The organism is Enterobacter sp. BNK-16 (assembly GCF_048684955.1).
GTDB lineage: Bacteria > Pseudomonadota > Gammaproteobacteria > Enterobacterales > Enterobacteriaceae > Enterobacter > Enterobacter bugandensis.
Map to the genome: position 1 here is coordinate 3,136,443 of NZ_JBLQTQ010000001.1, position 12,804 is coordinate 3,149,246.

13 protein-coding genes are annotated in these 12,804 nt (G+C 58.1%); 2 read left to right on the forward strand and 11 right to left on the reverse strand.

Translation table 11 applies throughout. The features are described 5' to 3' along the window. Nucleotides 1–5 precede the first annotated feature (5 nt). The 7 genes from rsxD to blr all read right to left on the reverse strand — a co-directional run bounded on the left by rsxD (nucleotide 6) and on the right by blr (nucleotide 5,410). Entirely contained in the window at nucleotides 6–1,058 is a 1,053-nt protein-coding gene (gene rsxD / locus ACMGGH_RS15100) for an electron transport complex subunit RsxD (RefSeq protein WP_063153897.1), read from the reverse strand. Continuing rightward, nucleotides 1,059–3,080 (reverse strand): electron transport complex subunit RsxC, encoded by a 2,022-nt coding sequence (gene rsxC, locus ACMGGH_RS15105; protein ID WP_232948156.1) that lies wholly within the window; start codon nucleotides 3,078–3,080, stop codon nucleotides 1,059–1,061. It abuts the gene before it with no gap. Further along, the gene (gene rsxB / locus ACMGGH_RS15110) at nucleotides 3,073–3,651 is read right to left on the reverse strand and encodes an electron transport complex subunit RsxB (RefSeq protein ID WP_028012918.1); all 579 of its coding nucleotides are present in this window, start codon (nucleotides 3,649–3,651) and stop codon (nucleotides 3,073–3,075) included. Before rsxB ends, rsxC begins: the two co-directional genes overlap by 8 nt. Next, nucleotides 3,651–4,232, reverse strand: coding sequence for an electron transport complex subunit RsxA (gene rsxA, locus ACMGGH_RS15115; RefSeq protein ID WP_028012919.1), 582 nt, complete (start codon nucleotides 4,230–4,232; stop codon nucleotides 3,651–3,653). The genes rsxB and rsxA overlap by 1 nt, the downstream gene beginning before the upstream one ends. Before the next feature lie 76 nt (nucleotides 4,233–4,308). Then, entirely contained in the window at nucleotides 4,309–4,749 is a 441-nt protein-coding gene (locus ACMGGH_RS15120) for a DUF2569 domain-containing protein (protein WP_023311379.1), read from the reverse strand. A gap of 86 nt (nucleotides 4,750–4,835) precedes the next feature. Further along, nucleotides 4,836–5,051 (reverse strand): transcription modulator YdgT, encoded by a 216-nt coding sequence (gene ydgT, locus ACMGGH_RS15125; RefSeq protein WP_013096896.1) that lies wholly within the window; start codon nucleotides 5,049–5,051, stop codon nucleotides 4,836–4,838. Between the two features lie 233 nt (nucleotides 5,052–5,284). Continuing rightward, the gene (gene blr, locus ACMGGH_RS15130; RefSeq protein WP_232948381.1) at nucleotides 5,285–5,410 is read right to left on the reverse strand and encodes a division septum protein Blr; all 126 of its coding nucleotides are present in this window, start codon (nucleotides 5,408–5,410) and stop codon (nucleotides 5,285–5,287) included. Between the two features lie 241 nt (nucleotides 5,411–5,651). Here blr and ACMGGH_RS15135 point away from each other — a divergent pair, with 241 nt between their 5' ends. Continuing rightward, nucleotides 5,652–6,692 (forward strand): oxidoreductase, encoded by a 1,041-nt coding sequence (locus ACMGGH_RS15135; protein WP_048956290.1) that lies wholly within the window; start codon nucleotides 5,652–5,654, stop codon nucleotides 6,690–6,692. Between the two features lie 54 nt (nucleotides 6,693–6,746). Here the strand turns inward: ACMGGH_RS15135 and add are convergent, their stop codons facing one another. The 3 genes from add to malX all read right to left on the reverse strand — a co-directional run bounded on the left by add (nucleotide 6,747) and on the right by malX (nucleotide 10,658). After that, on the reverse strand, nucleotides 6,747–7,748 hold the full coding sequence (gene add / locus ACMGGH_RS15140) for an adenosine deaminase (protein ID WP_047368418.1): 1,002 nt from the start codon (nucleotides 7,746–7,748) through the stop codon (nucleotides 6,747–6,749). Nucleotides 7,749–7,844: 96 nt separating this feature from the next. Continuing rightward, nucleotides 7,845–9,017, reverse strand: a complete 1,173-nt coding sequence (locus tag ACMGGH_RS15145; RefSeq protein ID WP_232948157.1) for a MalY/PatB family protein — start codon at nucleotides 9,015–9,017, stop codon at nucleotides 7,845–7,847. A gap of 48 nt (nucleotides 9,018–9,065) precedes the next feature. Further along, nucleotides 9,066–10,658: a maltose/glucose-specific PTS transporter subunit IIBC gene (malX, locus tag ACMGGH_RS15150; protein WP_028012923.1), complete on the reverse strand. Its 1,593-nt coding sequence runs from the start codon at nucleotides 10,656–10,658 to the stop codon at nucleotides 9,066–9,068. A 177-nt stretch (nucleotides 10,659–10,835) separates the two neighbouring features. On the opposite strand from malX, the gene ACMGGH_RS15155 reads away from it, so the two are divergent. Then, nucleotides 10,836–11,864: a Mal regulon transcriptional regulator MalI gene (locus tag ACMGGH_RS15155; RefSeq protein WP_136343178.1), complete on the forward strand. Its 1,029-nt coding sequence runs from the start codon at nucleotides 10,836–10,838 to the stop codon at nucleotides 11,862–11,864. A gap of 1 nt (nucleotide 11,865) precedes the next feature. Here ACMGGH_RS15155 and ACMGGH_RS15160 read toward each other — a convergent pair whose 3' ends face one another. Continuing rightward, nucleotides 11,866–12,762, reverse strand: coding sequence for a LysR family transcriptional regulator (locus ACMGGH_RS15160; protein WP_232948158.1), 897 nt, complete (start codon nucleotides 12,760–12,762; stop codon nucleotides 11,866–11,868). Between the last annotated feature and the right edge of the window lie 42 nt (nucleotides 12,763–12,804).

Genomic DNA, 12,804 nt, shown 5'->3' on the forward strand with positions numbered 1-12,804 from the left:
AACCCTTAGCGATGGCCGTACACGCGTGGACGCGTGTAATAGTCGATGAGCGGAACGGTAATGTTGGCGAGCAGGACGGCAAAGGCCACGCCGTCCGGGTAGCCGCCAAAGCTGCGGATGAGCCAAACCAGCAGGCCAGCCAGCGCGCCGAAGATCAGGCGTCCGCGGTTAGTCGTTGAGGCCGTCACCGGATCCGTCAGGATAAAGAAGGCACCCAGCATGGTCGCGCCGGAGAGCAGGTGCATCTGCGGGCTGGCCAGCGATTCAGGAGAGAATACCCAGCCCAGCGTGGCGCAGAACGCCAGCGTTACCAGGAAGCTGACCGGAATATGCCAGCGGATGGCTTTCTGCTGCAACAGGAACAGGCCGCCCAGCAGATACGCCAGGTTGACCCACTGCCAGCCGGCTCCCGCCAGCACGCCGCTGTAGATGGCGGACTTCATGATTTGCTCAACGCTGTGCCCGGCGTGCAGGGACGTTTTAAACGTATCGAGCGGCGTCGCCTGGCTGATACCGTCCACGCCCATACGCAGCGCGTTCATATCAGCACCCAGCGCCGTATGGCCGGTAAAGATCACCTGCAGAGCATCCATAAAGCCGGGCACCGTGGCTGCAATCTCGTGCGGTGGCAGCCAGCTGGTCATCTGTACCGGGAAGGAGATCAGCAGCACCACGTAGCCAATCATTGCCGGATTAAACGGGTTATGACCGAGGCCGCCATAGAGCTGTTTGGCAATAATCACGGCAAACACGGTGCCGAGCACCACCATCCACCACGGGGCAAGCGGGGGAATGCTGATGGCCAGCAGCAGGCCGGTCAGCAGAGCGGAGTTGTCCGCCAGGATGCGGGAAACCGCCATCTTGCGCAGCTTCAGCACGAGGGCTTCCGCGGCGACGGCGCTGGCGCATCCAAGAGCTATCTGGAACAGAGTTCCCCAGCCGAAAAACCAGCACTGAACGGCAATGCCCGGCAGCGCCGCCAGGCAGACCAGCATCATGATGCGCGATGTCTGGCGCTGATTGTGGGTGTAAGGGGAGCTTGCGATTCTGAAAACCATTTAATCCTCGTTAACTGCTTGTTGTGCGGCTTTCTTTGCCTGAACGCGCGCAATGGCGGCGGCGACGGCGGCCTTGCGCGGGTCATCGTTGGCGGCCTGCGGCTGCTCTTCCTGCTGCGCTGCTTTGCGCGCTTTGGCGCGGGCTATCGCCGCTTCAACGGCGGCTTTACGTGGGTCGACCGGTGCTTCAGGTTCTGCGGCTGGCGCCTGCTGCGCTGCTTTGCGCGCTTTGGCGCGGGCAATCGCCGCTTCAACGGCAGCTTTACGCGGATCGACCGGTTCCTGTTCAACCACCACTGGCTGCTCCCCGGCCTTGCGCGCTTTGGCACGGGCTATTGCCGCCTCAACGGCGGCTTTGCGTGGATCGATTTCAGCTTCCGGCTGCGCCGCTTGCGCTTTTTCCGCCTGACGGGCGCGGGCCGCAGCTTTACGCGCTTCGCGGGCGGCAATCGCTTCGCTGTTATCCGGTTTTTCACCGGCCTGGATCACCAGCGTCTGGGCGGCACTGGCTTTTTTCTCGCGAACGCGCGCCAGTGCGGCGTTGATTGCATCCTGATCTTTCCCGGCAGGCTGAACGGCGGCCTGCTTATGTCGCTCCTGACGAGCCATCTTCTCACGTTCGAGACGCGCCTGACGCGCTTCGAAACGTGCCTTGGCTTCTGCGGCGCGTTTTTCTTCCATGGAGATGGCATAAATCTCGGCCTTCTCCTGGCGGAAGTACTGCACCAGCGGAATATTGCTTGGGCAGACCCAGGCGCAGGCGCCGCATTCGATGCAGTCGGCCAGGTTATGGGCTTTGGCTTTATCGTGCAGCTGGCCTTTGCTGTACCAGTACAGCTGCTGCGGGAGGAGATCCGCCGGGCAGGCATCGGCACAGGCGCTGCAGCGGATGCAGCCTTTCTCTTCCTGCTCCTCCCCCATTTCGGTTGGGGAAGGGGCGAGCAGGCAGTTGGTGATTTTCACTACCGGAACGTCGAGCCACGGCAGGGTAAAGCCCATCAGCGGACCGCCCATGATCACCATCTGGTCGCTGGCAGGGCAAAAATCAGCCTGTTCCAGCAGATGGCGCACCGGCGTGCCGAGGCGCGCCCAGACGTTACCCGGACGAGAGACAGACTCTCCGGTCAGCGTTACCACGCGCTCGGTCAACGGCTCGCCGTCAATCACCGCACGCTTGACGGCGTAAGCGGTGCCGACGTTTTGCATCAGCACGCCGATATCCGACGAGCGTCCGCCGTGCGGGACCTGCTTGCCGGTGAGGATTTGCGTCAACTGCTTTGCGCCGCCAGAGGGGTACTTGGTCGGAATAACGCGCAGGGCGATATCATGGCTACCGGCCAGCACGGCGCGCAGCATTGAAATAGCCTGCGGTTTATTATCTTCGATACCAATCAGCACTTCCCGCGGCTGCAGAATGTGCGCAAGGATGCGGATGCCTTCCACCACCTGGGCGGCGCAATCCTGCATCAGACGATCGTCGGCGGTGATGTACGGTTCGCATTCGGCGGCGTTGATAATCAGCGTCTGAATGTTATCGCCACCGCCGCGCAGCTTGACGCCGGTCGGGAAGCCCGCGCCGCCAAGCCCGGCCACGCCGAACTGATGAATGCGCTCGATGAGCGCTTCGCGGCTCTGGCTGCGGTAGTCGCTCCAGCCGTCACGGTCAATCCAGCGGTCTTCGCCGTCGGCTTCAATAATCACGCTCAGTTCCGACAGCGCGGACGGATGCGCCACCGTATGCTGCGCAATGGCGACCACCTTACCGGAGGTGGGGGCGTGTACCGGCAGCATACGTCCGCGTCCGAGGGTCAGCGGCTGACCGCGCAGCACCGTATCGCCTTCTTTCACGCACAGCTCGCCCTCAGCGCCAATATGCTGCTTGAGCGGCATGACGTAACGCGTCGCCAGCGGAATTTGACGCAGCGGCGTGCCGTTGGACTGGGTTTTCATCTCTGGCGGATGGATACCGCCGTCAAAGTCCCAGATCTTCTCTTTTCTGAAAGCAGAAAATAACTTAAGCATGTTGTTCCACAGGAATATTGCGAACCGGAATGGTTTGAAGATCCCACTTCCAGCTTTCGGTAGTCGTTTCAACCGGGCGCAGCTCTATACATTGCGTCGGGCAGGGGGCCACGCAGAGGTTACAGCCGGTGCAGAGATCCGCCACAACGGTGTGCATGGCGCGGGTCGCGCCAACAATGGCGTCGACCGGGCAGGCCTGAATACATTTGGTGCAGCCGATGCAGTTTGCTTCGTCGATCACCGCGAGGGCGCGAACCGGCTCCTGGACTTCCGCATCGCCATCAACGGGCTGCGGATCGACGTTAAGCAGGGCGGCAATTTTCAGCATCACCGCTTCGCCGCCGGGCGCACAGCGGTTAATTTTTTCACCCTGAATGCCTACCGCTTCAGCGTAAGGGCGGCAGCCCGGGTAGCCGCACTGTCCACACTGACTTTGCGGCAAAAGCTCATCAATTTTTTCAACAACAGGATCGTCCTCTACCGCGAAACGGCGGGAGGCGTAGCCCAGGATAAGGCCAAACACCAACCCCAGGACGCTGATAGAGGCGATGGCAATCCAGATAGCATTCATTACAACTTCACCAGACCACTAAAGCCCATAAAGGCCAGAGACATTAAACCCGCGGTCACCAGCGCAATGGCATTACCGCGAAATGGCGCGGGGATATCCGCTGCTGCCAGACGTTCGCGAATCGACGCGAACAGCACCATAACAAATGAGAAACCGACAGCGGCGGAGAAGCCGTACAGCGCCGACTGCATGAAGTTATGGCCAAGGTTGATGTTCAGCAGCGCCACGCCAAGCACCGCACAGTTGGTGGTGATCAGCGGCAGGAAGATACCCAGCAGGCGATAGAGCGCCGGGCTGGTTTTACGCACCACCATTTCGGTAAATTGCACCACCACCGCAATGACCAGAATAAACGCCAGCGTGCGGAGATAGATTAACCCCAGCGGGATGAGGATCCAGGTGTCAATCAACCACGCGCAGATGGACGCCAGCGTCATGACGAAGGTCGTCGCCAGCCCCATGCCCATCGCCGTTTCCAGCTTTTTGGACACGCCCATAAACGGGCACAGGCCAAGGAACTTCACCAGAACGAAGTTGTTAACCAGCACGGTGCCGACAAAGAGCAGTAAGTAATCGGTCATTATTTAGCCTGAAATAAAAAAGCCGCCTATTATCGGACAAACCGGGGCAGGCGACAACAGGTTATCTGTAAGGTTATTACGGGTTCACGAAGGTGTTTTTCACACGCGTCGAACGTTTGAAATAGGGCACCAGCAGCGCCGCAGCCAGTAACGGGAAAAGCAGCTGGCGGACAGCAAGCGCGTCAGACACGGGCGAGAAAGCAAACGCTTTAACCGCCAGCAGAACCGAAATGAGCAGCCAGATAATGTAGTGCTTAGGCACACTCTTGCGGCGCTTAAAGAAAGCGATAGTCAGCCACAGGGTGTAGTACCACATCCCAATCGCGAAAACGAACGACACAAACCACATCGCTATATTCAGCACGCTTTGCGACATCAGGGTCTGAATAGCGTGAGGGGTAATCAATGCGGTGGTATAAAGCAGCAGCGCAAGCGATGCGCTTAATAAGGCAACCAGCAGCCATGCCAGTGGGGCGATTAACCAGCCTCCGATGCGTTCTCCAGGCGTTGCGGTCATGAACTCTCCCATTATCTGCGCGAAATGTTGTACAGCCAGTTTGCAGGGCGGAGAGTATATAACATTTCGCGCGGATGGCTACTTTCTTATAAAACGTAACGCCATACGGACTTCGGCACCTCGCCGACGTTGAACAAGCGTCCGCCGGAGACCAGCTCCGCACGGCGATGGTCAGCGGCGCGATACATATTGATAATGTCCTGATTATCCGACAGGGTGTAGTTCAGATGGTCAAACAGTTTTTCCAGGCTCTCAAGCGAATTGATCTTGCGAAATTTTAATAAATAGTCCTGAACTGTCATATTAATAATTTTCCATATAAAAGTGAGTAATACCAGTTAAGGTAATTCGGTCGAATAATAAACGGATTAATACAGACGTAAACAGCCCACTCAGATAACGCGACGAAATTAGGAGTTTTCTTTGCTGAAATTCAGGCACCGAAGGTGATGCCTGGAAGAGAAGGTTAACCGCGTTCACCAGGGCTGGCAATACGAAACTGACATATTATGTCACTCTTTAAAGCAGCAACCGGTTACTTAGGATGGGTGACGGCAGCAGACTCCGGCGGCTGGTAGTTATCAATATGGCTGGCTACGCCGAGCAAAATGACCGAAACCCCAAGAACAATCCATCCCGCTAATTCAATGATTCGATTAATAATTGATGCCATGATTCACTGTTGTAATTTATCCATAAATACAGGTCGCAAATGTTACAGCGCTGTTTCTCTGACGGCAAGCGCTTTGGGAACGATTCCCTTAAACAAAATCAGAAGGTTAATACTATGTAACAAAAATAGCCGGTACAGCCTGCTATTTTAAGCGCCATGGCTCATTATTAATGAGGACAATGCAAGAAAGGCCAGTATGAAATAAGAAACGCATAAAGAGGACAACACGATGAGTGATAACATCCGCGTCGGGCTTATAGGCTACGGGTACGCGAGCAAAACGTTTCATGCGCCTCTGATAGCCGGAACGCCGGGAATGGCGCTGGCGGCGGTATCCAGCAGCGACGCCGCCAAAGTCCACGCTGACTGGCCCGCAGTGCCGGTTGTCTCCGAGCCTAAACACCTTTTCAACGATCCGAATATCGATTTAATTGTTATTCCCACCCCGAACGACACGCACTTCCCGCTGGCGAAAGCCGCGCTGGAAGCCGGGAAGCACGTCGTTGTTGACAAACCCTTCACCGTGACGTTGTCACAGGCGCGTGAGCTGGAGGCGCTGGCAAAAAGCCTGGGCAGAGTGCTGTCCGTTTTCCATAACCGCCGCTGGGACAGCGACTTCCTGACGGTTAAAACGCTTCTCGGGGAAGGCACGTTAGGAGAGATCGTTTTTTTTGAATCGCATTTTGACCGCTTCCGTCCGCAGGTGAGAAACCGCTGGCGCGAGCAGGCCGGTCCGGGCAGCGGCATCTGGTACGATTTAGCCCCGCATCTGCTGGACCAGGCCGTGAATCTGTTTGGGCTGCCGGTGAGCATGACGGTCGATCTGGCCCAGCTCAGGCCCGGGGCGCAGACAACCGATTACTTCCACGCGGTGTTGAGTTACCCGCAGCGGCGGATTGTGCTGCACGGCACGATGGTCGCGGCCGCGGAATCTGCCCGCTATATCATCCACGGCACGCGCGGGAGCTACGTGAAGTTTGGCCTCGATCCGCAGGAAGATCGTCTCAAAAACGGTGAACGTCTGCCGCAGGAAGACTGGGGCTATGATATGCGCGACGGCGTCGTGACGCGGACGGAAGGTGAGGAGCTGGTTGAGGAAACCCTGTTAACGATCCCCGGTAACTATCCGGCTTATTATGCTGCCATCCGCGATGCGCTGAACGGCACGGGAGAGAATCCGGTTCCGGCCAGCCAGGCGATTCAGATTATGGAGCTGATTGAGCTGGGGATCGAATCTGCCAAACATCGCGCCACGCTCTGTCTGGCATAAGTTTTAAATGCTTTTGTATGCCGGGTAAGGCCTAGCCGCCACCCGGCAAAGGGTTTACGCGGTTGCCACCTTATCCCGCAGCGCCTGCTTCTCCGCAGGCGTCAGGAAGGCGATCTCCAGCCCGTTGATCTGCGCCTGACGGATCTGCTCGCGGCTCAGGCCCGCCTGCGGTGCGGCGATGTTGTACTCGTGGATGATATCCACGCCCTGAACCGCCGGATCGTCCGTGTTCAGCGAGGCCAGCACGCCGTGCTCAAGGAACGTTTTCAGCGGGTGCTGCGCCAGCGTTGCCACGGTGCTGGTCTGAATGTTGGACGTCAGGCACGACTCAATGCCGATGCGCTGCTCCGCCAGGAAATCCATCAGGGCGCGGTCTTCTACCGCCTTCACGCCGTGGCCGATACGCTCGGCGCCCAGCTCGCGGATGGCCTGCCAGATGCTTTCCGGGCCCGCTGCTTCACCCGCATGGACGGTAATGTGCCAGCCGGCATCGCGCGCGCGGTTGAAGTGGGAGAGGAACAGGCTGCCGGGGAAGCCCAGCTCATCGCCGGCAAGGTCAACGGCGGTGATGGCGTCACGGTGCGCCAGCAGCGCTTCCAGCTCCTGCAGGCAGGCGGCTTCGCCGAACGTGCGGCTCATAATGCCGATCAGGCGGGCCTGAACGTCGAACGTTTTACACCCTTCGCGGACGCCTTCAATGACGGCTTCCACCACGCCTGCAACGGGCAGGTTGTGGGTCATCGCCATATAGCCCGGCGAGAAGCGCAGCTCGACGTAGTGCAGGCCGTTGCGGGCCGCGTCTTCAATGTTCTCAAACGCCACGCGGCGGCAGGCATCCAGCGACGCCAGCATCTTCACGCCCCAGTCGAGTTTGCTCAGGAAGCTGACCAGGTCCGGTTCATTGGAGGTGACCTGTACGTGTGGGATCAACGACTCAAGCGTCTGAGCGGGAAGCGTTAAGTTGAACTGGCGGCCAAGATCGAGGATGGTTTGGGCACGAATGTTACCGTCAAGGTGACGATGAATATCAGTTAAGGGCAGGCGTGTATCAATCATGGTCGCACTCTTTTCGGGTTAAAGTGCGCCATATTATAAAAACAAAACGGGGTAAAAAGCTATTTGCGCAAGGGAATATTCCGTTGCGCAAACAAATTACAGGAGCGTGTTGATCCCGGCGATGAGGCGCTGAACCCCTTGTTCCAGCTTGCTGCGTGGGCAGCCGGCGTTAAGGCGCACGAAGCCGTTACCCTCGTTTCCGTACGTGTATCCCGGCATGATGGCGACCTTTTGCTGCTCGATCAGCACTTTTTGCAGTGCCCTGTCGTCAATGTTCAGCGGGCGCAGGTCAATCCAGGCCAGATAGGTTGCTTCTGGCGGCTGCCAGTTCAGTTTCGGAAAAGCACTGTTTAATTCCTGTGCGATATACAGCAGATTCTCTTCCAGATAACGACGCAAGGCATCCAGCCATGGCTCTCCCTGCTGATAGGCGGCGATATGGGCCGTCAGCGCCAGCACGGAAGGGGAAGAGAGCCCATCCCGTCCTTTTAGCGCGCTGAGATAGCCGTTACGGCTCTCTTCATCGCCGATCAGGCCGTATGCGCCCGTCAGTGCCGGAATATTAAAGCTTTTCGAGCCGGAGGTGAGAAGCGCCCATTTGCCGCGCGCTACCGCATTCCACGGGGTGTGGCGATGTGCCCCCCAGACCATGTCCATATGAATTTCATCGCTGATAACCGCCACGTCATAGCGCTCACAGAGTTCCGCCATCTGCGTCAATTCACCCCGCGTCCAGACCTTGCCGGTCGGGTTCTGCGGGCTGCACAGCAGCAGAATTTTATTTTCCGGTTTCGCCAGGGCCGCTTCAAGCGCCGCCATATTGCCCTGCCAGCCAGCCGCCTGCTTTTCCATCTCAACGGCCACAACCTGACGCGCATTGCCTCCAATGGCGTTGTAAAACGCATCGTACGCCGGGGTGTGGACCACCACGCCGTCACCGGGCTTTGACCAGAGGCGGATCAGCTCTGACACCATGTAGATGACGGAAGGGCCATAAACCATGGTTTCTTTATCAATGCGGCTGTTAAAGCGCTGCCGAAACCAGTGCTCAACAGCGGCAAGAAACTCGTCGTTTTTCCAGCGGCTGTAGCCCAGTACGCCGTGGTTGATGCGCTGATGCAGCGCGTCGGTAATGCAGGGGGCGGTGGCGAAGTCCATATCCGAGATGGTGAAGGGCAGCAGATCCGCCGCGCCAAAGCGGTCGGCGACGTAGTCCCACTGCGTACACCAGGTGCCGTGACGATCCACGACGGTAGAAAAATCAAACATGACGTTAATCCTTAAAGTAAAACCCCCTCATGAGAGGGGGTTGAGGCATCAGGCTTCTACTGTTCGCATCAGGGTTGCCAGCTCATCTTTCACCGACTGAACCTGCGGGCCGATAACCACCTGCAAATTATGCTGATTTAACTGTACCACGCCGATGGCCCGGTTGGCTTTCAGGGCGTTGGTATCCACTTTTGACATATCCGCCACCGACAGACGCAGGCGGGTGATGCAGTTATCCAGCGAGGTAATATTATCCGCACCGCCCAGCGCAGCCAGAATGGCAGGGGTGTTATACCCGGATTTGCCCACGGTACCGGCCACCGCCTGCTCAACGCTGGTGGCGGTGTCGGTATCGCGGCCCGGCGTTTTCAGGTTAAAGCGGGTGATGGCGAAGCGGAAGATACCGTAGTACACCGCGAACCAGATAGCCGCCACGACCGGCACCAGATACCACTTGGTTGACAGGCCGTGCAGGATCCCGAACACCACGAAGTCAATCACGTTGCCGTCGGTGTTGCCGATGGTGACGCCCAGCACCGCCATCACGGTAAAGCCCAGGCCGGTCAGCAGCGCGTGGATGAGATACAGCACCGGCGCAACAAACAGGAACAGGAATTCGATAGGCTCGGTGGTGCCGCCCACGACGCAGGCAATCACGCCGGAGATCAGCAGCCCTTTAATTTTATGTCGGTTTTCCGGGCGCGCGCAGTGATACATCGCCAGCGCGGCACCCGGCAGGCCGCCGAGGAAGGCCGGCATTTTACCCTGAGACAGGAAGCGGGTGGCGCTTTCAGAGAAGCCGTGGGTAGTCGGACAGCTCAGCTGCGCCTGGAAGATGGTCAGCGCACCGCTCACGTCGTGACCGCACACCTCCATGGTACCGCCCGCTTCGGTGAAGCGAATCAGGGCCACCAGGATATGCTGCAGGCCGAACGGCAGCAGCAGACGCTCGCCGGTGCCGAAGATCATCGGACCAAAATCTCCCGCGCCGTTGATGATGCGGCCAATGCCGTTGATGCCCATCGCAAAGACCGGCCAGATCAGCGGAATGATCAGGCCGAACAGACCCATGACCACCAGGGTGACAATCGGCACGAAGCGGGTACCGCCGAAGAAGGCCAGAGCATCCGGCAGGCGGATATTGTGGAAGCGCTCGTGCAGCATCCAGATAATGACCCCGGCGATCACCGCTCCGAGGATCCCGGTATCAATAGACTGAATACCAATCACGCTCTGAATGTTGTTGGCCTTCAGCACGGCAGCATCGGTCGTCGGCAGAATGCCTTTCGCGGTCAGCCAGAAGTTAACCGCCAGGTTCATCACGGCGTAACCCACAAACCCGGCAAAGGCCGCGACGCCTTTATTCTCGCGGGCCAGGCCCAGCGGGATGGCGATGCAGAACATCACGGGCAGGAAGCTAAACGCGAAGGAGCCGACCTTACTCATCCAGATAAAGATCGCCTGCAGCACGGGAGTACCGAGGAACGGGATCAGCGTGATGACGTCTTTACTGCTCAGCGAGCTGCCGATCCCGAGCATGATCCCGCAGAACGAGAGGAGCGCCACGGGCAGCATAAAGGTTTTACCCAGTTGCTGGAAAAACTCCCACAGCGATATTTTTTGTGCTGTTTTCGCCGTCATAAAACGACTCCTTTATTGTTAAAATCAGTTTGCCTGCTTCAATGCTGCGAGAAGATAAAACGTTTTATCAAAGTTTAGTGCGCGCTAAATCACATTCTCAGGCTTTGACTGGTAGTATAAAGATAACGTATTGATAAAACGTTTTACCGATCTCATTTCAGGGAGTCACGCTGACACATGGCTGTAGCGAAAAAAGTCACCATCAACGATGTCGCGCTGGCGGCGGGGGTTTCCGTCAGCACCGTTTCTCTCGTGCTCAGTGGTAAAGGGCGCATCTCGCCCGCAACCGGCCAGAGGGTGAACGAGGCGGTTGAACAGCTGGGCTTTGTGCGTAACCGTCAGGCGTCGGCGCTGCGCGGCGGGCAAAGCGGGGTGATTGGCCTGATTGTCCGCGACCTGACGTCACCTTTTTATGCGGAGCTGACCGCCGGGTTAACCGAAGCGCTGGAAGCGCAGGGGCGGATGGTCTTTCTGCTGCACGGCGGGCGCGAGGCCGGGCAGCTTCTCTCCCGTCTCGATATGCTGCTGACCCAGGGGGTTGACGGAGTGATCGTCGCCGGAGCATCGGGCGTGGGCAGCGAACTGTGCGAGCGTGCCGCCGAAAAAGGCGTGCCGCTGGTGTTCGCCTCGCGCGCCAGCTATCTGGACGAGGCCGATACGCTGCGCCCGGATAACATGCAGGCCGCGCAAATGTTGACCGAACATCTTATTCGCCGCGGGCATCAGCGCATTGCCTGGCTGGGAGGGAAAAGCTCCTCCCTGACGCGCGCCGAGCGGGTCGGCGGCTACTGCGCGACGCTGATTAAATACGGCCTGCCGTTCCACAGCGAATGGGTCGTGGAGTGTGAATCCAGCCAGAAGAAAGCGGCGGAAGCGATAGGCGCGCTGCTGCGAAGCAATCCGACGATCAGCGCCGTGATTTGCTACAACGATGTGATTGCCATGGGTGCCTGGTTTGGCCTGATCCGCGCCGGGCGTCAGAGCGGCGAGGGCGGGGTGGAAACCTTCTTCGGCCATCAGGTGGCGTTAGGGGCGTTCGCCGACGTTGGTGAAAACGCGCTGGATGACCTGCCGATAGTCTGGGCTACCACCCCTGCGCGGGAGATGGGCTACACGCTGGCAGAGAGAATTATGCAGCGCATCGACAACACGGACGTCCAGTCCGGGCACCAGATTGTCGCGGCGCGGCTGGTGACGGTGAAATAACTCAGCTCTGCTGCGTAAGCGGGTTGAGCGTCAGATGTGTCTCCAGGGCTTCTACAAATTTTCGTACTTTTGCCGGGATCAGCCGGGAGGTCGGGTAAAGCGCCCAAATGGCCAGCGATTCCGGCTGAGCATCTTCCAGGACGATCCGCACGAGTTTACCCTCAGCAATGGCAGGCTCTACGTACCAGCGAGATAAATTTGCGATGCCGAGTCCCCCCAGACAAGCCTCGAAAATCGCCTCAATAGAGTTAGCCGAGAATCGGCCTGACACCTTTTGTTTGTAGCGCTGTTCACCCTTTTCAAATGACCAGTGTGTCGTATCTGAGGTGGTCAGGCAGCTATGTCCAGCCAGATCGTTAAGCAATTTCGGTGAACCGTACGCGGCGAGATACTCCGCGCTGGCGCAAAGCTCGCGGGGGTTATCACAGATGCGGTGTGCGACTAACCGGTTATCGCGCAGCGGTGCAATGCGTAACGCCACGTCTATGCCTTTCCCGACAATATCAATTTGCTCATCGGTTGCCAGCAGGTCGACCTGCAGGGCAGGATGTTGCTGCATAAACAGCGGCAACATCGGTGCAACGATCTTGCGTCCAAACGCCGCTGAGGCGGTAATGCGAAGGCGTCCGGACAGGTGCGTACCATCAGGAAACAGATCGGCCAGCGCGTTATTTTTATCTTCCAGCAACGCCTGCGCATGCGGCAAAAAAACGTCACCATCGCTGGTGGGTGAAAGGGATCGCGTGGTGCGATGCACCAGCCTGACCCCCAGCTCAGCCTCAAGATTGTTAAGAGAGCGTGACGCCGCCATGGCGCTCATTGAGAGCCGACGCGCGGCGCCCGCCAGGCTACCCGCCTTAATCGCTTCGACAAACACTTCAACGTCTTCCAGTTTCATTGTATCGCTTTTCGTTATGCTGCCTTATCAAAGTACATATCT